Below are 18,419 nucleotides of genomic sequence, written 5' to 3'. Positions count from 1 at the left end.
CGCCGCCCCGGCGACAGGTCAGATCGTCAGCCGGTTCACGACCAGCAGATCGGCGGAGTTATGCCAGATGTTGAAATCGCCCCCGTCCACGCGGTCGGCTTTCAGCAGCGCCCGCGCCGCGGCCTCGTTCGCCGAGGAGACGACCAGCAGGCTCGGCTTCAGGTTCAGCTTGCGCCCGCGATGGCCGCGCATCTCCTGCATCGCGGCGCGTGCGGCAGCATAGTTGGCCGCGTTCAGCGTCTGGCGGGAGGCATAGATCAGCTGCCAGGCGCCGAAGCCCGCGGCGCAGCGGCGCTTGGCGCCCCACAGGAACTCGTCGCGGTGGAAGACATTGTCGTCGGTCAGGCTGGTCTTCGGAGTGATCGTCGCCGGCTGCCGGTCCTGGAAGATCATCGGCTTGATCACGCGCGTGTCGTCGATCAGGTACCAGGCGGCGCCGGTGCCCCCCTGGAAGTTCGACACCGACTGCTCGACGCCATTCGCATCCACCACCGGGTGATCGGTGTCGAAAAAGAACTGGCCATCGTAATGGGCGGTATCGAAACCGGTTTCCAACCCCTCCCAGACCAGTACGTCGGGCAGTTCCGCCGCGGTCTGCCCCATGTCGGAAACGATGGGCGCGTAGATCCCCACGCGGTCGTCCGAGATATCGTCCGCCGCGACCGCGACGGTCTTCTCGAACTTGCGGTTGGTGATCGTGAAGCCGTCGGTCGACAGGCGCTCGATATAGCGTTCGCCCACCCATTCGCGCATCGGGCCCAGCTCGGACAGGCGCGGATAGGCCTCGGTGCGGCTGGACGACTTGACCGTCATGGCGACCCGGCCATAGGTCGTTTCAACGCCCGTCAGACGGGTGTTGAAGGCGGTGTTGAAGCCCGTGTTGATGGCCGCCAGCGCAGCAGCTGTGATATCCATGACCTGTCTCCTCAGAGGATTTCGACGACGACGCCGGCACTGGTGACGTCAAGGCATTTGCCCGCGACCAGCGTGCCGGTGGCCGCGACGGTGTTGTCGTCGGCGACATAGACATCGCCGCCGATATGGGTGCGGTCGATCGACCCGCCATTGGCGACGAGGAAGGCGCCACGCTCGATCAGCGTCGTGACATCGCCGGCCGCGCCGTCGGCATTGTCGGCCTCTTCCAGGGCGACGCCGCGCATCGTCGGGGCTGCCGGGATCGCCGGGATCGCATTGCCCGACGCATCGAGTGCGACCATCGCGCCGCTGTAGATCGTGACCGCCGCCGCGACGGGGTCGGCAAAGCGCTGGCCAAGGCCGATGCGGGTGCGGGGGGTGTTGCGGGTAAGCGCGGCCATCTCAGACCTCCTGCTTGCGGGTGGCGAGGAAGGCGTCTTCGTTCACGCCCATCATTGCGGCGACATGGCGCTCGGTGGCGTCGAGCGCCTCGGTCCGGGCAGGCGGCACGCGGCCGGCCAGCTGGCGCGCGCCCGGCGCCACCATCACCGGCGCCTGCGCGGCCCATGCCTCGAACTCGGCCAGGTCCTTGGAGGCCAGCCGCCGCGCCCAGTCTTCGGAATGCGGCATCAGCTTGCCCTCGTCGCGGGCGGCCTGCAGTGCGGCCTCGACCTTCGCCGCCTCGGTGTCCGCCTTGAGCGAGGCAAACTGCGTCTGCAGCTCGGCGAAGGCGGCCATCGGCACGAACGCCGCCGGGTCGGGCGCGCCGCCCTTCAGCCGCGCGGCGATGCGGGTGACGGCGTCGTCGCCGGTCTCGCCAGCGGCCTCGGCGATCGAGGCCAGATGCGTCTCGGCCTCCAGAGCCGCGCCGATCCGGGCGATGATGTCTTCGGGTGTGTCGACGCTGAGGCCGAGCAGGTTGGCAATTTCGTCGAGCGGGTCCATCCCGTTCTCCTCCGATACCTTGGATGCAAGTTGCTTGAGCTGCGGCAGGGCCGGCGTGTTCACCAGCCCGGCGCCTTCGATGAGCATGACCCGGCCGGCCTTGGTGGCCTTGAAGACGGGCGAGACGAACCGGTAGCTGCGCTCTTCCAGCGCCGCACGGCCCGCCGGCGTCCACTCCACGGCGGCGACGATGCGGTCGCCGTCGGCGCGCAGTGCCGTGATCCAGCCCGCCGCGCGGCTGTCGGCCGTGCCCTGATCGGCAAAGGAGCGATGGTCGAAGTCGATGGGCAGCGCCCGCGCCCCTTCCTCGCCCGGCGCCGCGGCAAAGCTCGCCGCGATCAGCGCGGCCGGGTCCTCGACGCGCATCGCCACCTTGCCGCGCCCGTCGGCGAGACGGAATTCGCCCAGCGGCATGATCTCGATTTCCGAGGTCACCGTATCGGGCAGGCGCGTCAGCGCGCAGAAATGTCGGGCATGTCCTGTCATGCAGACAGGGGTGCCACAGGCCCGCCCCGAAAGGCCCGGGGATGGAGTTTCGGGGGGTCGCGGGGTTACCCCCGGGGGTCGGCCGGGGGGATCAGGATCAAGGGGTGTTTAAAACCCGCGGAGCGCGTTCAAAAAGGCCCCTGCCGGGTTTTCCGCGGGGAGTGTGGCCCCCGCCGCCTAGCGGGCCTCAGCGGGGCGCTCTGCCGCGCCCGGTTCCGAGAGGATCTCGACCATCGTTTCCGCCTGGCGCAGCGCGGCCTCGTGGCCCGCCACGTCCGCGGGTTCGCGGCGCAACTCGTCGAGGAGACGCTTCCATCCGTCGAGGTCGAGAAAGTCGGGCGTGGGGTAGAGGGCGAACTTCATGACGACAGCCTTTCGATCAGGTCGGCATGGCGCGCGAAGAGATCGCGCAACTGCCCCGTCACACTGAAACGATAGCGGATCGCCCCGCGCCGCTCAAGGTAGAGCGCGAGCGCATGGTGCACGACATGGCCGCGGTCGGCCTCCGACAGATGGGCGGTTTCGGCCCGGATGACGGGCAGCGCCGCGCGTGCGAAGGCTGCGAGCTGGTCGTCGAGGAGTTCCGCGCCGGCCTCGGCCCGCCAGACGGCCCCCCCGGGCGAGACCGCCGCGATCGAGGCGGTGCGCGGATGGGCCAGCACGCGCAGATCGGCCACCGACAGCGGGCTGTCGGCCAGGTGGCTGTGGACCAGGTGCAGCCCGCCTGTCGTCGCAGCCGAGCCGCCCAGCACGGCATCGACCGACACCCGGTCGGGCGTGTCGGCGGCCGCATCGCCGGCGGCGGCGGGCGTCCAGTCCTCGTCATTGACGATCAGCGTCTCGCGCCGCAGGGCGGTCTGGCGCAGGCGCAGCGCCTGAACCTGCCCGCGCAGGGTGGCCCGGTCTGCCCCGTCCAGATCGCCGAAGACCTCGTCCACGCGATCGGCGATGTCGAGCCATGTCGCGCCGGGATTGGTGTCGAAGCCCGGATGCACCCCTTTGGGCAGTTTCACGACCTCGCCGGTGCGCTTGTTGGGATAGTCTTCCTCTTCCAGATCGAGGGGCGGCGAGACGCTGCGCCCGTTCCGGCGCATCCAGCCTTCGGTGCGCTGGATCACGTGGCAGCCGCAATACCAGCCGTTCGGCGGGTAGATGCGCCGCCAGATCGGATCATCCACCCGCCAGATATGATCGTGAAAGCGGGCGTGCTCCTCGCGCTTCGAGGGCCGCTCCACCTGGATATAGTGCAGATAGGGGAAGGCCTGTTTCGTGCGCTGGATGCGCGCCCAGTGCCCCGCGGCATGGGCGGTGCGCATATTGGTGTCGTAGATCGTGCGCAGCCGGCGGGGCGAGCCGAGCTGCACCTCGACCATCTCGCCTGTCTGCGGATCCTCCATCAGCGATTTGCCCCACCAGCCGGCCTTTTGCAGCGCGGGCTCCAGATCGGCCTGGAACTCTGCCAGCGTGCGGCCCTCTTCCAGCGCGCGCTGCAGCTCCGCCCGGATGGTGGCCAGCACATCGTCGTTCATGGCCTTGGCCACCACGAAATTGCGGGCATGCTCTTCCCGCCACATGTCGAGATGGTGGAAACGCTGACCCGTTGCCGCGAAGCCCTTGGAACGGAAATAGTCGATGGCCTCCAGATGCGGCAGCGGCTCCAGGTCGATGGCCATCAGTCCGCCACCTTCGCACCCAGCGCACCGGCCATGCGCGCGGCAAAGGTCGCGCGGGTCAGATGCTCCTGCAGCGCAGGCGCGGCGGGCGCGGCGCCGAAGGCGTCCAGAATGTCACCGACCTCCTCGAAATCCGCCGCCCCTTCCAGCGCCTCGATCAGCGACGAAAGATCGGCCTCGGCCAGATCCTGCAGCGTGCCGTCCTCGGCCAGCCGGCCGACCAGCGCATCGATGCTGTCAGTCGCGGCCGCGGCGTCCTGGCGCGAGGCCATCTGCCGGGTTTGCGGCGCGCCCGGGTCCTGCGCCGGCGTCTGCCGCATCTGCAGGACGTCCTCGCCCTCTTCCGGTTCGCGCAGGGCAAACGCACGGCGCACATCGGCCGTGGCGATCTTCAGCCCCAGCGCCGGGGCATGTTCCAGCAGCCGCAAGAGGAGTTCCGGATCGGCCCGTTCAGGCGGGACAAAGCCGATATCCGGAACGGCCACGCCCGCGCCGAAATTCAGCCGGGTCAGCGGGCCGGCAAGATCGCGCTGCAGCGTGCCGGCCAGCTGCTCGGCATCGGCATCGCGGATATCGCTGCGCACCTCTTCGTGGATCTTGCCCACGGCATGACCGCCGGCGATGGCGTCGGTGGTCGCCACCTGGCCAAGCACGCCCTTGGAGATCTGCTCGTCCCACCAGCGCGCAGCCCCTTCGTAGAGCTTGTCCACTCCGCCGCCGGCGGCGCTGACGATCTCCACCTCCATGCTGCGCGGCACGATCGCGGCCATGTCGACCCCGATCTGGCGCACCGCGCGCAAGAGCGTTGCGCGATCCTCGGCCGTGGCGTTTTCGTCATACCGGCCCAGCCGCAGGGGATGGCCATAGGCCTCGGCAAAGATCGCCCAGTCCTTCAGGTTGAAGTTCTTGAACATGTAGGCCCAGGCGGCGAGCCTGGCCAGACCGCCGCGGATCGCCAGACCCGACTTCGCCTTGGCCACATGCACGATATACTTGTCGGGCATCAGCGGCTGCGGCCCGTCATTGTCGCGCAACAGGATATGCCGGCCGTTCTCCTGGTCGAACTCGAACCAGCGCGGATCGACCCATTCGACCCCGGCCACGGCCATCTCGCGCCCCCGGCGTTCCCACAGGATTTCGCTGACCGAGAAGCCCTTGCCAAGCGCATCCATCATGTCGATCAGGGCCGTTTTGACCGGCGCGGCCTCCAGCGTCTTGCGCACCATCTCGGCCGCCTCGGCCGCGGCGGGGCTGTCGTCGCCGGGATCGACCTGCAGCGCGAGCGCCCGGATGCCGCGTTTTCGCACGCCCAGCACCGCGCTGTAATGCAGGTCCTTTTCCTCCATCTGCTCGGCGAGTTCGAGATAGGCCACCGCATCGCCCGCCTCGGCCGCGCGCAAGAGCGCCGTCACGCGCGGCGGGGTCAACCCGTCGGCGGGATGGCCCGACAACACCTGCCGGACCGAACCGAGCGAGGCCACCGCCTGGCGCTCCAGCAGCTTTGCGGGCGCAACCGGCGTCATCGGCCGGCCGAACGCGTCGAGGATCGGCATCACCAGGCTCCTTTCCCATGGCCCCAGCGTGCGCCGGCGCCGTCGTCATCATCGTCATCGTCTGCCGCAGCCCAGCGGGACCGCGCGCCCTTGACGGGCTGATAGTCGTAGTCCGGCCGCCCGCCGCCGGCGACGCCCACCGCCAGCGCCGCGGCCCAGAACCTGTCGGCATGGCCATCGGTTTCGCCATCGGCGACCAGCCGGCGGATGCCGGTCGGCCCGGTGCGGCTGGATATCGCGTGCAGATCGGCGCGCAGCACCGGGTCGCCCGCGGGGATCAACATCTCGCGATCCTCCATCTTCTCCTTCAGCGCGGTGGCGAGATCGAGCTTTGAACCCGCACTGAACAGCACGCCGTCGATGCGGGCCGCGCCATGGCGGCGCTTGGCGTCCTCCACCGGTTTTTCGCCCATGCCGGTCTGGTCCATACCCGCGCGCACCACGCGATAACGGCGGAAGACATCGTCCAGCAGCGCGTCCTGTTCGGCGAATGTGATCCGCTTTTGCGCAATCACCTCGCGCGTGACCAGCCGGCCGCCCGTCTCTTCCACCACCCAGATCACGAACAGGTCGTTGCGCGCCGCAATGTCGACCCCCACGAAGCAGGGGCCGCCCTGGTAAAGCTCTGGCTTGCCGGCCTCCTCGCGTTCGCAGGCGGAGATCAGGTCGTAATCGAGCCAGGCGCTGGCGGCATCCAGCCATTTCAGCTCGTATTCCTGCGCCCAGGCATCCTCGTCCGCGATCCCGGCGCGCAGCATGTCCACATCGCGCGGGCAGCCCTGGCGCACGGCCTCGTAGATATCGACCACATGGCGCGACCAGACACTGTCCTCGGCCGTCATCAGCTCGAAGAACTTGTTGCCCTTGCCGTTGGGCGTGCTGATCACCCGCAGCTTCTGATCGCCCTTGGACACGACCGGGAAGAGCGCCGCCCAGATCTCGCGCGACTTGGCGTGAAAGGCGAATTCGTCGAGGATCACATTGGCACTGAACCCCCGCGCCGTGTCGGGGTTGGCCGGCAGCGCGGTGATGCGGGAGCGGTTGGGAAAGCGGACCTCCAGCGCCTTGTAGACGGCATCGGGCCCCTTGGCCTGGGGCGCGCGGAACTCGGTCTCTTCAAAGACCGGTTCGCCGCCTTTTACGAGGGTGTTGTAAACCTCGTAATAGGCGCGCGTCATGGGCTTGATCGCCTCATCCATCGCCTCGGCCGCCTGGCGTTCGCCCCGGCTGAGGATCACCCAGCGCGCGCGGCGATCCTCGGCCCAGCCGGCGAAACAGTCATCCACGCATTCGCCGCAGGTCGAAAAGGTCTTGCCGATCTGGCGGGACATCATGCCGATCTTGAACCGGCTGGCATCCGCCATCCAGGCGCGCTGATAGGGATAGAAGGCGATGACGGGTTTAGCCATGGCGCGCCGGCAAACCAAGGATTTCGGGATGCGCGAACGCGCCTTCGACGACATGCCGGATCGCCGCTCTTACGGCAGCCGCGCGGTCGAGGACATCTTCATAGTCGCTCGGATCGCGCATATGGTCACCCAACTCCATCAAGACCTCGCCGACCCAGATCGTCATCTGCTCGTCATGGCACACCAGATCGGCCAGACGGTCGGCGCGCACGATATCGGCGGGACTCATGCCAGCACCCATTGACCACCGCGCAGCCAGCCATGCCAGTGCCCCTCGCAATTCACCGACGGGTGCAGCGTGACTTCCGTCAGGCTGCCATTCCAATACCAGGACGGCGCTTCAGCAGGCTTGAACCGGTCCCCGATGGTGATCGGGCGCATCTGGCCGCAGCCGCAGGGGCAGACGAACCACATCCAACGCGCGCCGACCTCGTCAGGATCGGGCGGGCCGATCCAGAAGCTGCCCGTCAGTCGCCGGTCGACCAGATCGTGCCGGGCGGGGATATGGATCGCGGGAATGGGGAGCGAGGAGGGGATCATCGGCTCACCCATCCTGCCCGGCGAAGTACTGCGGTCGTCTTGAAAGCTCGGCGGCAATGAAGTCTTCCGCAAACAGAGGAAACTTCTTTTCGAGCCGCCGACGAAGTCTTAGCCGGCGCACTCGCGCCTTGGCCTCGACGCTCCAACGCCTGATAGGGCGCTGCTCTATGCATTCCCAGCCTATCGTCCAGCCGCTACCGGGTGCACACTCCGTTCCTGGCGCGATCATCTGCTCGATCTCGTGTGGGATGGTTCTCGGGTGATCACAAATGACCGCCTTCAGGATGCGGGGCATGTTGTGCGGCGGCACGGTGTATGGGTTGCCCCAGAACAAGCGACAGCGCCATTTCGCAGCCATCCCTTTACTCCTCCGTCAGGCGCCATCCGCCACGCACAAGGCCGGCCCACAGCCGGTCGCGCTCGGTGGCTTGCATGTCCATCACGTCGCGTTTCAGCGCCTTTTTCAGCGCGTCGTCGATGGCCTCCGCTTGCGTCGCGTGGGCATAGCCGGTCTCGCCCTTGGCGTTCTTCCACCGCCACGCCATCAGCGCCGCTCCCGGTACGCGCGGCCGGCCGGGCAGCTGCACGGAACGGTTGCGACACCCATCCGACCGTTGATCGTCATCCATTCGGAGCGCAGGCCATAGCCGTCACAATGCGGGCAGTCCGGCTCCTCGCCGTCGCCATCTGTGTGCGGAGGCAGGACCGGCGGTTCTAAAAACGTGGCATCGAACATCAGGCAAACCCCATGATTTCGCGCGCCTTCTGCGCGGCGGCCTGGTCGATCTCGCCGCCGGCCACGGCCTCGCCCAGTTTTGCGGCCAGCGCGGCGTGCTCGGCTTTCAGGATCGCATCGCGCAGGCCGGTCGAGCGGATCAGGTTGTTCAGCGCGGTCGTCAGATCCTTCATCCCCCGCGGGTCGGGCAGCGCGTCGGGCGTGGCCATCGCCATCTGCAGCCGCCACTGGATCGTGGTCAGCTGCTGGAACAGGGCCGAGGTCACGTCGACCTCGTCCTTCAGGCTGGCCTCTTCCAGGAAGGCGCGGATTTCGTCCTGCGCCTGATCCTGCATCCGGGCATAGTCACGGAATTCCTGCCCGAAGGCATGCAGGGCGGATTTCTGGATGCGCAGCTCTTCGCCGCGCGCCTCCAGCATTGCGTTCAGCTCATCGGCCAGCCCCTCGTAATCGGAAAAGCCGCGCGCACGCAGGGCGTCCTGCAGCCAGCGGCGCAGCTCTTCGGGCAGCAGATCGACCTTGCGGGGCGGCGGCATGCGCGTCAGCCCCGCGGCCGGGGGCGCTGGATCTCGGGGTGGTGGGTCACGCCGCGCGCGATTTCCACGCCGTCCTGTGTCGCGGTGGCGATCACGAAATCGTCGTGGTGGCCATCGAGCGTCAGGAACCCGTTCTCGGCCAGCCAGGTCAGTTCGGTGATCACCTGGCTGCGCGTGGACCGCAAGCCGAGGCCTGCCAGAACATCGCCCAGGATCGAGGCGTTCGAGGCATACCCAGAACAGGCCTCCAGGTGGCGCAGGATCGCCAGTCGCCGGTGGCGGCGTACCGTGTCGGAATAATCGCTCATCGCTTGCTCCCGTCGAGCAGATGATCCTCGTGGCGCGACACGATGGCCTCAAGCCGCGCCATGATCTTGTTCGATCCATCCATCACGGCGCGCATCTCGCCCAGGGCGCCGCTGATCTTGGCCATTTCCAATTGCACCGCGTGGATGTCGTCCTTGCCCGGCAGTTGGCGCACGGTGCCTTCCAGTGCGTCGGTGCGGCGCGTCAGGTCGTCCATGCGCCTGGACCCCTGCCGGAACCGCTCCTCGATCTGGCTGTGGCGCTCGGCCGCGGCGCTCTCGACCGCGTCGATCCGGCGGCCGTTGGCCCGCGACCCGCTCATCAGCAGGTTCCAGACCGTCGTGCCGAGCGCGAGGGCAGACGATCCGCCGGACACCCAGACGACGATTTCCGCAACCTCCGGCGGCATCTCAGGTCGCCCAGCCGAAGCGCTTGGCAACGCGCGACGCGCCGAAGGTGCCGACAGTGACGGCCGCGCCGCCCACGAGCTGGCCGAGCGGCGCGATCTGCCCCACGAATTCCCCGGTCGCGGGGTCGAACTGGATATAGCCGGCATGGGCGAGCGCCCCGCCAAGGGCGTAGGCTGCGATGCGCGCGGCCAGAAACAGGGTGTCGATCATGGTTTCAAGCTCCGTAAAAGTCTGGATAGAAGGCCGATGAAAGGCGGCCGCGACGGCGTCCCTTGCCGCAGCCAGGGTCCGACGCGGAAACCCGGGCAGGCCTTGGGCGCGTAGAGATTGTGCCCGGTCACCTCCAGGTGGCCGAAGCGCGCCTGCAACTCGGCAATCAGGGCGCGCAGGGCACGGTCCTGCGCCGGGGTGAAGTGATCCTCGAACGCATCGTCGGCCGACGCGCCGTGACCGCCGATCAGGCAAAGCCCGATCGTGCCGGTATTGTGGCCGCGCACATGCGCGCCGATCCGTGCCAGCGGCCGGCCCATGGCGCAATGCCCGTCGCGGTCGATGAGATAGTGGTATCCGATATCGGACCAGCCGTTGCCCTGCACATGCCAGCGCCGGATCTCGGCGCGCTTCTCGAACAGGCTGTCGCCGGACTTCCAGTCGGGCGGGGTGGCCGAGCAGTGAATGACGATTTCGCGGATCGGACGCACGGGTCGCAACCTCCGGATGACCATGGACGGGATCAGAGGTGCCACACCGGCACGCGAATAGGCGGGGGGATGGTGTTTCGGGGGTCAGTCCCGGCCGAACAGGGGCAGAGGCATCTGGGCATCGGCGGCCGCATCGCGGCGCATCTGGCTGCGCAGCTTGTGCACATAGGCCGCCGTCACGCCGAATTCCGCAGCGATATCATTTGCCGATCTGGTCGGTTCGGTCAATCCGGCATCGAGAATGGCCGCGCGCAGCCGCGAGGACCGGTCCTGACGTTCGCGGCCGTGCACGCTGGGGATATCGACCGCCGTGCCGCCGAACCGGGCCGACAGCCATCGCACCACGTCGAGCCCCAGTTCATCGCCGAGCCGGGAGCGGTCCGGACGTTTCGGGATGTTGCGCCGCTGCCCCCCGGCCGAGGCCAGAAGCCGCAGGGCCGCGGCCTGCCCGAGATCGTGCTCAAGCTCATCGATCCAGGTATCGGGGGGGGCGGGCATCGCCTCAGCCCTTTTTCTGGCCGTGGCGCTGGCGGGGCCATTGGGTGGGCTCGACCGTCACCACGATCTTCCCGCGCAGCCGGAACCGCATCCCGCCGACCAGCACGCCGGTGATGCCCTCATGCCCCTCGGCCACGGCGACGGCGCGGCCGATCCTGCGCCGCGTGCCCTCCACATCCACGCCCATGGCGCGTTCGAGATAGCGCAGCACGGCATGGTCGGAGACCTCGAAGGGCGGCTTCTTCATCGCTCTATCTCGTCTGCCAACGCGCGCAGCAGCCGGGCCACGCCTTCCGCATCGGCCCCGAAGGGGAAATATTCGGCGACGTTTGCGACAAAGGTCGGGCCCACATCCTCGCTCAGGCCGACAAGGAAATACGCGAATTCTTCCGGGTCGCAGGACAGGGCCGCGGCGAGCTGCCCCCCGGTGTACATGCTTTCCAGGCAGACGCTCATCTCGGCCGCGCCTCCCCGTCCAGCACGATGCCCTCGCGCGCGCACCAGTCCTTCAGCGCACGGATCACCGCGTTGATCTTCTGCGCATCGCGCAGCGCGTCCACATCCAGCGGCACGCTGCCCCAGGCGTCCTCGAAGCGCGCCCGGATGAAGGCGTTCAGCCCCTTCCGGCCTTTCACGCGGGTCTTTCCGGCGCGCGAAAGCTTGCTCCACAGCACATGCACCAGCCGCAGATCGGAGCGCGGCGCCATCGGCCGCGCCGCCTTGCCCGGCCGCGGCACGAAGCCGAGGCCCCGCAGAACCTCCAGCACCTTGTGCTGCTCGGCCTCTGTCATGTCCGACAGGCTGGCCTTGCCGGTGGCCTGCAACTGCAAATCGTGGCGGGTGTCGGCGTCGAGGCCAAGCTCTCGCGCGCCGACATGGATCAGCTTGGTCAGGGCGGGGTTCGTCATGGCACGATCGCCTGGGCACAAGGGGCCGGGGCGCGCACAAGGCGCCAGAGGCAGACCCCGCCATAGATCGCAAGTCCATCGATCAGAAGACCAAGAACGAGCACAGTGACCAGAACCCGGGTATCGAGCGTCAACACCTCAAAGCCCCCCCTTGCGCAGCGCGGCCATGTCGAGGCCGGACAGGACCGGGCGCAGACCGTCCTCGGCCGGGCCCGGCTCCTCTGTGCCGAGCGGCGGGCCGAAGCGCAGGATGCGGCGGCCGAGATAGAGTTCGATTGCCCCCTCGGTCCGGCCAAGGCCGAACATCAGGTCGGTTCCGGAGAAATGTTCGATGATCATGGGTGCCTCCCTCAAAGCTTCGCCACATCCAGGGGCACCGGCTGCCAGGCCCCGTCGGGGGTCGCGCGCCGGTAGCCGCGGAAATACGTCTTCGTGCCGACCACACGCATTGCATCGCGGATTGCCTCCATCGCGCTGCGCCACCGCTCATCGGCGATTTCCAGGCGCAACAGCATGAAGATGTTCGCCCGGTTGACCTGGCCGGTCTTGTCGGTCTGGAAAGCGCGGGTGATCACGGCGCGCAGTTCCTCGCGCGCGCCTTCCGTCCATTCCAGCAGGCAGTCGTCGATCAGCTCCTTCGCGACCTGCAGTTCGGGGCCGAAATCGATGCGGTCCTGCACCTGCACCTCGACCTTGAAGAGGCCGTCATAGGACATCAGCGTGCGGTTGCCCTTCCACTTCTCGCCACGGCGCGCGCCTGGCTCGATGCCGTATTCCTGCCGCAGCAGCGCATCGAAATCCCCGATGTCGTCGAAGGTATGTTCCTTGAACCGGGCGATCTGGTCGCTGAGCGAGATGGCATAGCCCATGATGCGCCGCACGACCTCGTCCTGCAGCTGGTCCTCGGGACGGATGGCCGATACGGGAACCAGCGCGCCCTTGGCATCGCGCATGTAGACGTCGTCGTGAATGACGACTTTCCCGTCGGGGATCGGATGGGGGTCGAACGCGGTCACAGCTTGGTCTCCTTGATCGGGGAATAGGGGCTCCGGTCGGGCGCCGGGGCCGTGGGCGGGATCGGAACGACCCCGAGGGCGAGGAGCGTGGCCGCCATGGCCTCGATCTCCTCGTAACTGATGCGGGACGTGCCAAGCCGGCCCCGGGCGTCGATCTTGCCCATGGCGCGGGCCGCGGCCGCCAGCATCTCGGCTTCGGTGAAGCGGCGGGGCTCAGCCATCGGCGCGCCCCCCGGTCTCGTCCGCGTCGTCCAGTACCGCCGCGACGAGACCGTCTTCGGCGGCGGCCTCCAGCACACGGGAGGCCAGCACGGGCAGCGAGACGCCACGCGACGCCGCGGCCTCGGCCAGATCAGCGCGGGCGACATCTGTCAGCGGCACGCGCAGATGGCCACGCACGCCCGTTCCGGGGCGGGCGCGCTGGAAATGCGGCACGTCCTGACCCATGGCGCGGGCGCAGGTGATCATGCTGTTAACGGTGGGCGACGCGATCTCCAGCTGGCGCGCGATTTCGACCGGACGCATGCCGGCGCGCGCCAGCGCCAGAACCTCGGCGCGCTTGGGATGGGGAGCGGGCATCAGGCGTCTCCCTTTTTGTTTAGCGCACAGCGGGAGCAGGCCCGAAACATCCGCACCCGCAGGCTGTTGGCACCGGAAAACTTGCGCGCCTTCTTCCGCCATGCCTGGCATTCGTGCGACGGCATCTCGCCCAGTTCCGGACAGGCGACCGTCGCGGCCTCGAACGCGCCCTTGAAGGCCCGTTCAATGGCGTCCAGATCGCCGGGATACTTGTTGCCCAGCACCTGGCTGATGGCCGAGCCGGACCAGCCCATCTGCCGTGACACCCTGTTCTGGCTCGTGGCCGCGCATTCTTCGGCCAGGCGCAGCACCCAACCGGGCATCGTCTCGCCCCACGCCGTGCGGGCCTTTGTCACCGGATCGTTTGCTTCGCCTCTCATGACCGCGCCTCCGTCTTCGGGGACATCACGGCGCCGAGGTTCGGATCCCAGACCTGCTTGACCCGCTGGATCTGCGGCGCGCGGGGTCCGGTCTTGCGCACCAGGCGGTAGATCGCGGGGCGGACACCGGGCCGGGCCTTCTGCACAACGCGCAGATATCCCGCCTTCAGCAGCGCCGTGCAGTAGGACTTTGCCGTCGCCTCGGTCACGGTCACGTCGCCGGCCGTCGAATGCACCGCCAGATCGAGCGCCGAGAACTCGCCCATCATGTTCATCGACCGCCACATGTTGCGCGTTCCGGCCCCTTGCGTGACCGCGCTGCCGTCCGCGCGCAGGCGCGGCGCGTGATGGCCCGCATCGCGGATCAGCGTGTAGCGCGCCGGGGTGCCCTCGACCGTGACGTACCCGCCTGCCAGCAGGCGATGCAGGTAATCGGCCACGGTCTTGCGGTTGATGTCGGTCTCCCGCACGATCTCGCCCACGGTGGCGGTGCGCAGCATGCGCAGGCAGGCCCAGACGCCGTCCTGCCCTTGCGGCTTGCTCGACGTGGCGAGCTGGTCAACGGGTTTGCGGCTCATGGCTTGATGTCCCCCCGCGGCCTGGGCGCCGCGCAGGCGAAAAAGCCCCGGTCGCCCCAGATATCGGGATCGACGGCATCCAGCCCGGCGGTCAGCGCGAATTCCCGCACCTTTGCCAGATTGATGCAGACCCGCCGGATCGAATGCACCGAGGCATGCAACAGCTTGGCGCGAAACGCCTCCGACAGGGTCACCTCGGCACAGTAGATGCGCGCCAGATGGGCCACGTCGTCCAGGCAGGCGGGCTCGGCCGTGACCCAATCGAACATCCGGCCATGGATGTTTTCCCATTGCTGCAACTGCTGCGGCAGGCGCTCCTCGCCGATCAGGATGATGGTCGCGCCCGAGCTTTCGTAGATGTCACGGACATGGCCGATCATCGACCGCTTGATCAGGTATTGCGCGTCATCGACGATCAGCACGCGGTCCGACAACGCCAGTTCCTGCGCGATCTGGTCGATCATGTCGGCGATGGTCTTGGCGGGCAGGATGCCCATCTCGCTCAGAATCGACTGGCAGAACTTCCGGGCGGTCCAGCTTTCCTTGACCTGCACCTGCAGCGCGTCAAAGCAGTTCGCGGCATAGACGGCCGCCGTCGTCTTGCCATAGCCGGAATAGCCCGAGAATGTCGCCATCCCCGGCAAACCGGGCGCGCGGTCGCGCACCTTCTCGATCAGTGTCACGAGCGCCGAGACGTTCCTCAGCGGCGCAACAGAGTTGTAAAGCCTGTGTTCTTGTGTCATTTTCGCTCCCGTCCGTGGGCCTTTTGGCCCGCCTCAAACCGGGGTCGCGCGGCCAGGCGCGCCCCGGACCTCTCAACTCAGAAACATCGCGTTCCCGCTGTGCTCGTGCATGCGCCGCATCCCCCGCCACTCGGCGGTCTGCCGGTAGCGTTCGAAGCGACGCGCCTCGGCCTCGCCCACCGGCTCGCCCGCCGCGGCCTTGCGCTCGATCTCCAGCGCCCAGCGGAACCGGTCCAGCGCAGTCTCCACCTCCGCTGCCTCTGCCTTGCGGGCCTGGTCGGCATAGTGGTGTTCCTGGAAGGCCACGATCTCGGCCTGCTGCTCGGGCGTGGTGGGGTCGCGATACGCAGGCCGGGTGACCTGCGCCGCGGCGGGCCGGGGGCCCTTGGGCGTCATCGCCACCACCTTGGCTTCCACCGGCGCGGCCGGGGCCGGCGCGCTGGCATCCAGCTCGCGGCCGATCTCGGCCGGCGTCATGCGGCGCGCCGCGGCCAGCGCCTGTTTCTGCACCCGTTTCCAGGCCTGCCGACGGCGCGCCTCGTCCTTGGCCGCGGTCAGGTTGTAGAACCCCTCGGCCTGCTGGCATGGCGCAAAGCCCAGGTAAGCCCCGGCCAGATCGTAGACATGGATGCCGGCATGCAGATCCTCGACATCGAAGCGCGCCACGATCTTCTGGCCGGCATACTCCACCATCCAGTCGGACCAGTAGTAATTGCGGAAGAGCCGCACCCGGCCATGGTGGCGGTTCAGCGTCACCGGCTTCTGGCCCATCAGCCAGAGGCGCCGCTGCTCCTCCGTCGCGCGCACGACCGTCGAGGCGGCATAGCTCTCGGCGAAGGTCTCATCGAAGCTGCGGCCCGCCGCGGTTTCCGACTGGCGCCCGACACGCGCATTGTGTTCGGCGATGCGCTCGCCCACCACGCGCACGAAATCGTCCAGCGGGATGGCCCGCGTCGCGTAGTCCTCCGGCTTGGCATCCGGCCGGTTGCCGGTATAGGCCCCCTGGAACCGGATATCCTTCGAAATGTCGCTGGCAAAATCGCGGAACGCCCGCTCGATGGGCTTGGCCTGCCCATGGGCCGGCTTCGCCCAATGGATCTTGATGTTCAAAAGCGGCAGAACACCCATCGGGTCATCGTCGCGGATCTTGCCGCGATAGCGCGTCTTGGCCCCGCCTGACAGCCACTTGGCCGCGAATTCCCGCCCGTTGTCGAAGGTGCAGTGCTTCGGGATGCCATAGGTTTCGACCATCTCGCCAAAGGCTGCCATCACGGCCACCTCGTTCGGCGTATGGTCGATCCGCCAGCTGAGGATCTTGCCCGAATAGAGGTCCTGATAGGCCACGATCTGCGGCCGCTCGGGCCGGTCCGACCCCGGCCACAGCACGAACACATCGAAGCGGTGGCAGTCGGCGTTCACCGCCTCCATCGCATGCAGCAACGCCTTGCTGCGGATCATCGGGGGATAGCAGCGCTCCAACCCTTCCACACCCTCGCGGGCATGGATTTGCACCACCCGGGGCACCTCCTGGTCGAACCGCCGCCGCGCCGTGCGCTCGGGCAGGCAGGCCCAGCCATTGGCCTTCGCCAGCCGCTCCGCATCGCGCCAGCTCTGGCTGAAGCTCGGCCCCCCAAGCCGCAGGTAAAGACCTTTCAGGCGCTCGAACCACTCGGGGTCCAGGGCGACCTTCGTGTCCTTCCGCGCCGCCGCCCGGTGGCGCGGGGCGAGATAGGGCAGCCGGTCGCTGGGCGCCACACCGTCGATCATCCCGAACCAGTCCCAGATCGTGCGCGCGCCCATATCGTGGCCCCGCGCGATCTCCTCAACGGCAAGCGTCTTGGCCGTGCCCAAGCCCGTCAGCGTGTCGACCTCGTCCAGCACCGCCAACCGCCGCCGCGCCTCGGCTTTCACCGCCTCGGGTACGGTTTCGAACCACGCCCAGGCCTCCGCCCGGCCCAGCACCGGCTTGGCCGCGGGCGCGGCCCCGGCCGAGGCCTGCAGCAGCCGCGTCTGCGCGGGCAGCGGGAACAGGCTCCAGTGATACTGCCACCCGCCACCACGGCCTTGCCGCTGCCTGGAATGCTTGGGATCTGCACGCCAGTTGGCCCGACGGGCCAATGCCTCGACCCCCTGGCGCGAAGCCGGCAGATCGGGCAACCCTGCCGCGGCGATCTCCGCAGCCGTCCACCACAGTTGGGCAGGCTCCCGGCTCATGCCGCACCGCCTTCCGATGCGTCCGGCAGATCGGCCATGAGCGCGGCCAGATCGTCCGCCCGCTCGCGCACGAACCGCCGCCGCGCGGCCTTGGGCGCCCGCGCCCAGTCCGTCAACAGCTTCTGAAAATGGGTTTCAACGGGGTCTTTCGGGGCCACCTCGACGCCGCGATACGCCTTGCGCGCGGCGCTTGCGCTCTTCGCTTCGCCATTCGACAGCGCGATACAGACCTGCGCGCGTTCGTGATCCTCACCGATCTTCCCAATCTCGGTCAGGTCTTTCAGCCGCACCGGGTTGGGCGCGGCCTCCAGCCAGCGCACCTCGTCGCGGTTCAACGCCGCCCCGGCGGCCACGATCTTGCGCACCTGCCGCGGCGTGATCCCCAGCTTCTCCGCTGTGACGTCAGCGAAGGAACCGAGTTCCGCGGCTAGCCCTTGCCGCCCGAGCCCACCGGCCACCTGGGCGCGGGTCTCCGGGTGCATCTTCTCGTAGATCCGCTTGCGCTCGGCCAGGAACACAGCGGTGTGCAGCGGCGTCAGTTCCGACCCGGCCAGATTGTCGTCAATCTCCATCACGCGGGCGAAATCGTCGTTGCAGACCCAGATCTTCGCCGGAACCTGCAGCCCTTCGGCGCGGGCGAAGGCCAGCCGGTGACCGCCCGCCATCAACACCAGCTTGCCGCCCCGCTTGCGGCGCACGTCGATCGGGTCCTTGATGTGACCAAGTTCGGCATAAGACGCGCGGATCGCCTCCACCCCTGCGTCAGAAACGGTGCGCAGGCGCGGTCCGTCCTCGATCCCGGCAGGGTCAAGCAGCGTATAGGGCTCCACCAGACGGGCGGTCATTTCGCACCCCCATCCTGCGCGGCCAGCGCCGTTTTCAGTTCTTCCAGCCAGTAGGAAAGCGCCTTCGCGCTGCTCGCGACCAAGGCAAGGTTGAAGGGCAGAACCCCGTCCTGGCCGGGGGCCGACGCGGAACCGGCCAGGACACAGGCCCGCACATGGGCCTCCTCGGCCTTTTCACGAACAATCTTCGCCAGTTCCGGCACACCGGGCGTGTCAGCCATCCTTCGGCTCCTTCAGCATCGTGTAGTAATACCGCCGCGCACCGTTCACCCGGCGCGCGCGGCAATGGATCACCGCGCCGTGCACGCGCAGCTCGGCCACGCAGGCATTCACCGCCATCACCCGCGCGCGCCGCACGATGTCGCGCGTCGTGTGCGGCCGCCCGTCCCTGAGCAGCGCCAGCACGCGCTGCAAACGGGGGGAGGAAAGCGGGGCGGCGTTCATGGCG

At 68.1% G+C, this 18,419-nt stretch carries 33 protein-coding genes; all 33 read right to left on the bottom strand.

Annotated elements, in window-relative coordinates; genetic code table 11:
• Positions 1-18 precede the first annotated feature (18 nt).
• Complete coding sequence (locus tag RGUI_RS03565; protein ID WP_081531786.1) at positions 19-915, bottom strand: Mu-like prophage major head subunit gpT family protein; 897 nt, start codon at positions 913-915, stop codon at positions 19-21.
• Between the two features lie 11 nt (positions 916-926).
• Positions 927-1,316, bottom strand: a complete 390-nt coding sequence (locus tag RGUI_RS03560) for a hypothetical protein (protein WP_081531785.1) — start codon at positions 1,314-1,316, stop codon at positions 927-929.
• Between the two features lies 1 nt (position 1,317).
• The gene (locus tag RGUI_RS03555; protein ID WP_081531784.1) at positions 1,318-2,346 is read right to left on the bottom strand and encodes a phage protease; all 1,029 of its coding nucleotides are present in this window, start codon (positions 2,344-2,346) and stop codon (positions 1,318-1,320) included.
• Between the two features lie 177 nt (positions 2,347-2,523).
• The gene (locus RGUI_RS03550; RefSeq protein WP_081531783.1) at positions 2,524-2,709 is read right to left on the bottom strand and encodes a hypothetical protein; all 186 of its coding nucleotides are present in this window, start codon (positions 2,707-2,709) and stop codon (positions 2,524-2,526) included.
• Positions 2,706-4,019 (bottom strand): phage minor head protein, encoded by a 1,314-nt coding sequence (locus RGUI_RS03545; RefSeq protein WP_081531782.1) that lies wholly within the window; start codon positions 4,017-4,019, stop codon positions 2,706-2,708. The genes RGUI_RS03550 and RGUI_RS03545 overlap by 4 nt, the downstream gene beginning before the upstream one ends.
• The gene (locus RGUI_RS03540; RefSeq protein WP_081531781.1) at positions 4,019-5,572 is read right to left on the bottom strand and encodes a DUF935 domain-containing protein; all 1,554 of its coding nucleotides are present in this window, start codon (positions 5,570-5,572) and stop codon (positions 4,019-4,021) included. The genes RGUI_RS03545 and RGUI_RS03540 overlap by 1 nt, the downstream gene beginning before the upstream one ends.
• Entirely contained in the window at positions 5,572-6,981 is a 1,410-nt protein-coding gene (locus tag RGUI_RS03535) for a terminase large subunit domain-containing protein (protein ID WP_081531780.1), read from the bottom strand. Before RGUI_RS03535 ends, RGUI_RS03540 begins: the two co-directional genes overlap by 1 nt.
• On the bottom strand, positions 6,974-7,210 hold the full coding sequence (locus tag RGUI_RS03530; protein WP_081531779.1) for a hypothetical protein: 237 nt from the start codon (positions 7,208-7,210) through the stop codon (positions 6,974-6,976). Before RGUI_RS03530 ends, RGUI_RS03535 begins: the two co-directional genes overlap by 8 nt.
• The gene (locus RGUI_RS03525; protein WP_081531778.1) at positions 7,207-7,533 is read right to left on the bottom strand and encodes a DUF6527 family protein; all 327 of its coding nucleotides are present in this window, start codon (positions 7,531-7,533) and stop codon (positions 7,207-7,209) included. Before RGUI_RS03525 ends, RGUI_RS03530 begins: the two co-directional genes overlap by 4 nt.
• The gene (locus tag RGUI_RS03520; RefSeq protein ID WP_081531777.1) at positions 7,526-7,879 is read right to left on the bottom strand and encodes a hypothetical protein; all 354 of its coding nucleotides are present in this window, start codon (positions 7,877-7,879) and stop codon (positions 7,526-7,528) included. Before RGUI_RS03520 ends, RGUI_RS03525 begins: the two co-directional genes overlap by 8 nt.
• A gap of 4 nt (positions 7,880-7,883) precedes the next feature.
• The gene (locus tag RGUI_RS03515; RefSeq protein ID WP_081531776.1) at positions 7,884-8,066 is read right to left on the bottom strand and encodes a hypothetical protein; all 183 of its coding nucleotides are present in this window, start codon (positions 8,064-8,066) and stop codon (positions 7,884-7,886) included.
• Positions 8,066-8,257 (bottom strand): hypothetical protein, encoded by a 192-nt coding sequence (locus RGUI_RS03510; protein ID WP_081531775.1) that lies wholly within the window; start codon positions 8,255-8,257, stop codon positions 8,066-8,068. The genes RGUI_RS03515 and RGUI_RS03510 overlap by 1 nt, the downstream gene beginning before the upstream one ends.
• Positions 8,257-8,793 carry a phage protein Gp27 family protein gene (locus RGUI_RS03505; RefSeq protein ID WP_081531774.1) on the bottom strand — a complete coding sequence of 179 codons (537 nt, stop codon included), beginning with the start codon at positions 8,791-8,793 and terminating at the stop codon, positions 8,257-8,259. The genes RGUI_RS03510 and RGUI_RS03505 overlap by 1 nt, the downstream gene beginning before the upstream one ends.
• A 5-nt stretch (positions 8,794-8,798) precedes the next feature.
• Entirely contained in the window at positions 8,799-9,101 is a 303-nt protein-coding gene (locus RGUI_RS03500; RefSeq protein WP_081531773.1) for a hypothetical protein, read from the bottom strand.
• Entirely contained in the window at positions 9,098-9,508 is a 411-nt protein-coding gene (locus RGUI_RS03495; protein ID WP_081531772.1) for a DUF2730 family protein, read from the bottom strand. Before RGUI_RS03495 ends, RGUI_RS03500 begins: the two co-directional genes overlap by 4 nt.
• Before the next feature lies 1 nt (position 9,509).
• The gene (locus tag RGUI_RS21665) at positions 9,510-9,719 is read right to left on the bottom strand and encodes a hypothetical protein (protein WP_081531771.1); all 210 of its coding nucleotides are present in this window, start codon (positions 9,717-9,719) and stop codon (positions 9,510-9,512) included.
• Entirely contained in the window at positions 9,716-10,210 is a 495-nt protein-coding gene (locus tag RGUI_RS03485) for an N-acetylmuramoyl-L-alanine amidase (protein WP_156882853.1), read from the bottom strand. The genes RGUI_RS21665 and RGUI_RS03485 overlap by 4 nt, the downstream gene beginning before the upstream one ends.
• A gap of 84 nt (positions 10,211-10,294) precedes the next feature.
• Positions 10,295-10,708 (bottom strand): hypothetical protein, encoded by a 414-nt coding sequence (locus RGUI_RS03480; protein WP_081531769.1) that lies wholly within the window; start codon positions 10,706-10,708, stop codon positions 10,295-10,297.
• Positions 10,709-10,712: 4 nt separating this feature from the next.
• Positions 10,713-10,955, bottom strand: a complete 243-nt coding sequence (locus RGUI_RS03475; RefSeq protein WP_081531768.1) for a hypothetical protein — start codon at positions 10,953-10,955, stop codon at positions 10,713-10,715.
• Entirely contained in the window at positions 10,952-11,164 is a 213-nt protein-coding gene (locus RGUI_RS03470) for a hypothetical protein (RefSeq protein ID WP_081531767.1), read from the bottom strand. The genes RGUI_RS03475 and RGUI_RS03470 overlap by 4 nt, the downstream gene beginning before the upstream one ends.
• Complete coding sequence (locus RGUI_RS03465) at positions 11,161-11,616, bottom strand: gp16 family protein (RefSeq protein ID WP_081531766.1); 456 nt, start codon at positions 11,614-11,616, stop codon at positions 11,161-11,163. The genes RGUI_RS03470 and RGUI_RS03465 overlap by 4 nt, the downstream gene beginning before the upstream one ends.
• The gene (locus RGUI_RS21075; RefSeq protein ID WP_156882852.1) at positions 11,613-11,753 is read right to left on the bottom strand and encodes a hypothetical protein; all 141 of its coding nucleotides are present in this window, start codon (positions 11,751-11,753) and stop codon (positions 11,613-11,615) included. Before RGUI_RS21075 ends, RGUI_RS03465 begins: the two co-directional genes overlap by 4 nt.
• Before the next feature lies 1 nt (position 11,754).
• Positions 11,755-11,955: a hypothetical protein gene (locus tag RGUI_RS03460; protein ID WP_081531765.1), complete on the bottom strand. Its 201-nt coding sequence runs from the start codon at positions 11,953-11,955 to the stop codon at positions 11,755-11,757.
• A gap of 11 nt (positions 11,956-11,966) precedes the next feature.
• On the bottom strand, positions 11,967-12,632 hold the full coding sequence (locus tag RGUI_RS03455) for a DUF3164 family protein (RefSeq protein WP_253798830.1): 666 nt from the start codon (positions 12,630-12,632) through the stop codon (positions 11,967-11,969).
• Positions 12,629-12,853 (bottom strand): hypothetical protein, encoded by a 225-nt coding sequence (locus RGUI_RS03450; protein ID WP_081531764.1) that lies wholly within the window; start codon positions 12,851-12,853, stop codon positions 12,629-12,631. The genes RGUI_RS03455 and RGUI_RS03450 overlap by 4 nt, the downstream gene beginning before the upstream one ends.
• Entirely contained in the window at positions 12,846-13,211 is a 366-nt protein-coding gene (locus tag RGUI_RS03445) for a hypothetical protein (RefSeq protein WP_081531763.1), read from the bottom strand. The genes RGUI_RS03450 and RGUI_RS03445 overlap by 8 nt, the downstream gene beginning before the upstream one ends.
• A complete protein-coding gene (locus RGUI_RS03440; protein WP_081531762.1) occupies positions 13,211-13,591 on the bottom strand; it encodes a hypothetical protein in 381 nt (126 codons plus the stop codon). Before RGUI_RS03440 ends, RGUI_RS03445 begins: the two co-directional genes overlap by 1 nt.
• Complete coding sequence (locus RGUI_RS03435; RefSeq protein WP_081531761.1) at positions 13,588-14,169, bottom strand: hypothetical protein; 582 nt, start codon at positions 14,167-14,169, stop codon at positions 13,588-13,590. The genes RGUI_RS03440 and RGUI_RS03435 overlap by 4 nt, the downstream gene beginning before the upstream one ends.
• Positions 14,166-14,912: an AAA family ATPase gene (locus RGUI_RS03430; RefSeq protein ID WP_081531760.1), complete on the bottom strand. Its 747-nt coding sequence runs from the start codon at positions 14,910-14,912 to the stop codon at positions 14,166-14,168. The genes RGUI_RS03435 and RGUI_RS03430 overlap by 4 nt, the downstream gene beginning before the upstream one ends.
• A gap of 72 nt (positions 14,913-14,984) precedes the next feature.
• Positions 14,985-17,126 (bottom strand): transposase domain-containing protein, encoded by a 2,142-nt coding sequence (locus RGUI_RS03425; RefSeq protein ID WP_081531759.1) that lies wholly within the window; start codon positions 17,124-17,126, stop codon positions 14,985-14,987.
• Positions 17,123-17,971 (bottom strand): ParB/RepB/Spo0J family partition protein, encoded by an 849-nt coding sequence (locus RGUI_RS03420; protein WP_081531758.1) that lies wholly within the window; start codon positions 17,969-17,971, stop codon positions 17,123-17,125. The genes RGUI_RS03425 and RGUI_RS03420 overlap by 4 nt, the downstream gene beginning before the upstream one ends.
• Positions 17,968-18,192 carry a hypothetical protein gene (locus RGUI_RS03415; RefSeq protein ID WP_081531175.1) on the bottom strand — a complete coding sequence of 75 codons (225 nt, stop codon included), beginning with the start codon at positions 18,190-18,192 and terminating at the stop codon, positions 17,968-17,970. Before RGUI_RS03415 ends, RGUI_RS03420 begins: the two co-directional genes overlap by 4 nt.
• On the bottom strand, positions 18,185-18,415 hold the full coding sequence (locus tag RGUI_RS03410; protein ID WP_081531176.1) for a hypothetical protein: 231 nt from the start codon (positions 18,413-18,415) through the stop codon (positions 18,185-18,187). The genes RGUI_RS03415 and RGUI_RS03410 overlap by 8 nt, the downstream gene beginning before the upstream one ends.
• Positions 18,416-18,419: the final 4 nt, after the last annotated feature.

Origin of the sequence: Rhodovulum sp. P5 (assembly GCF_002079305.1) — a bacterium.
In the GTDB taxonomy this organism is placed as follows: domain Bacteria; phylum Pseudomonadota; class Alphaproteobacteria; order Rhodobacterales; family Rhodobacteraceae; genus Rhodovulum.
The sequence above is the reverse complement of the archived record's forward strand: the minus strand, read 5'-3'. Positions and strand labels throughout refer to the sequence as shown.

Bases quoted from the DNA above. Each gene is read 5' to 3' on its own strand.
- RGUI_RS03505 (WP_081531774.1), bottom strand. From the start codon at position 8,793: ATGCCGCCGCCCCGCAAGGTCGATCTGCTGCCCGAAGAGCTGCGCCGC.
- RGUI_RS03535 (WP_081531780.1), bottom strand. From the start codon at position 6,981: ATGGCTAAACCCGTCATCGCCTTCTATCCCTATCAGCGCGCCTGGATG.
- RGUI_RS03510 (WP_081531775.1), bottom strand. From the start codon at position 8,257: ATGTTCGATGCCACGTTTTTAGAACCGCCGGTCCTGCCTCCGCACACA.
- RGUI_RS03515 (WP_081531776.1), bottom strand. From the start codon at position 8,066: ATGGCGTGGCGGTGGAAGAACGCCAAGGGCGAGACCGGCTATGCCCAC.
- RGUI_RS21665 (WP_081531771.1), bottom strand. From the start codon at position 9,719: ATGATCGACACCCTGTTTCTGGCCGCGCGCATCGCAGCCTACGCCCTT.
- RGUI_RS03420 (WP_081531758.1), bottom strand. From the start codon at position 17,971: ATGACCGCCCGTCTGGTGGAGCCCTATACGCTGCTTGACCCTGCCGGG.
- RGUI_RS03560 (WP_081531785.1), bottom strand. From the start codon at position 1,316: ATGGCCGCGCTTACCCGCAACACCCCCCGCACCCGCATCGGCCTTGGC.
- RGUI_RS03460 (WP_081531765.1), bottom strand. From the start codon at position 11,955: ATGATCATCGAACATTTCTCCGGAACCGACCTGATGTTCGGCCTTGGC.
- RGUI_RS03530 (WP_081531779.1), bottom strand. From the start codon at position 7,210: ATGAGTCCCGCCGATATCGTGCGCGCCGACCGTCTGGCCGATCTGGTG.
- RGUI_RS03565 (WP_081531786.1), bottom strand. From the start codon at position 915: ATGGATATCACAGCTGCTGCGCTGGCGGCCATCAACACGGGCTTCAAC.
- RGUI_RS03440 (WP_081531762.1), bottom strand. From the start codon at position 13,591: ATGAGAGGCGAAGCAAACGATCCGGTGACAAAGGCCCGCACGGCGTGG.
- RGUI_RS03495 (WP_081531772.1), bottom strand. From the start codon at position 9,508: ATGCCGCCGGAGGTTGCGGAAATCGTCGTCTGGGTGTCCGGCGGATCG.
- RGUI_RS03410 (WP_081531176.1), bottom strand. From the start codon at position 18,415: ATGAACGCCGCCCCGCTTTCCTCCCCCCGTTTGCAGCGCGTGCTGGCG.
- RGUI_RS03425 (WP_081531759.1), bottom strand. From the start codon at position 17,126: ATGAGCCGGGAGCCTGCCCAACTGTGGTGGACGGCTGCGGAGATCGCC.
- RGUI_RS03445 (WP_081531763.1), bottom strand. From the start codon at position 13,211: ATGCCCGCTCCCCATCCCAAGCGCGCCGAGGTTCTGGCGCTGGCGCGC.
- RGUI_RS03545 (WP_081531782.1), bottom strand. From the start codon at position 4,019: ATGGCCATCGACCTGGAGCCGCTGCCGCATCTGGAGGCCATCGACTAT.
- RGUI_RS03550 (WP_081531783.1), bottom strand. From the start codon at position 2,709: ATGAAGTTCGCCCTCTACCCCACGCCCGACTTTCTCGACCTCGACGGA.
- RGUI_RS03555 (WP_081531784.1), bottom strand. From the start codon at position 2,346: ATGACAGGACATGCCCGACATTTCTGCGCGCTGACGCGCCTGCCCGAT.
- RGUI_RS03540 (WP_081531781.1), bottom strand. From the start codon at position 5,572: ATGCCGATCCTCGACGCGTTCGGCCGGCCGATGACGCCGGTTGCGCCC.
- RGUI_RS03475 (WP_081531768.1), bottom strand. From the start codon at position 10,955: ATGAAGAAGCCGCCCTTCGAGGTCTCCGACCATGCCGTGCTGCGCTAT.
- RGUI_RS03450 (WP_081531764.1), bottom strand. From the start codon at position 12,853: ATGGCTGAGCCCCGCCGCTTCACCGAAGCCGAGATGCTGGCGGCCGCG.
- RGUI_RS03415 (WP_081531175.1), bottom strand. From the start codon at position 18,192: ATGGCTGACACGCCCGGTGTGCCGGAACTGGCGAAGATTGTTCGTGAA.
- RGUI_RS03500 (WP_081531773.1), bottom strand. From the start codon at position 9,101: ATGAGCGATTATTCCGACACGGTACGCCGCCACCGGCGACTGGCGATC.
- RGUI_RS03480 (WP_081531769.1), bottom strand. From the start codon at position 10,708: ATGCCCGCCCCCCCCGATACCTGGATCGATGAGCTTGAGCACGATCTC.
- RGUI_RS03430 (WP_081531760.1), bottom strand. From the start codon at position 14,912: ATGACACAAGAACACAGGCTTTACAACTCTGTTGCGCCGCTGAGGAAC.
- RGUI_RS03520 (WP_081531777.1), bottom strand. From the start codon at position 7,879: ATGGCTGCGAAATGGCGCTGTCGCTTGTTCTGGGGCAACCCATACACC.
- RGUI_RS03465 (WP_081531766.1), bottom strand. From the start codon at position 11,616: ATGACGAACCCCGCCCTGACCAAGCTGATCCATGTCGGCGCGCGAGAG.
- RGUI_RS03470 (WP_081531767.1), bottom strand. From the start codon at position 11,164: ATGAGCGTCTGCCTGGAAAGCATGTACACCGGGGGGCAGCTCGCCGCG.
- RGUI_RS03525 (WP_081531778.1), bottom strand. From the start codon at position 7,533: ATGGGTGAGCCGATGATCCCCTCCTCGCTCCCCATTCCCGCGATCCAT.
- RGUI_RS03435 (WP_081531761.1), bottom strand. From the start codon at position 14,169: ATGAGCCGCAAACCCGTTGACCAGCTCGCCACGTCGAGCAAGCCGCAA.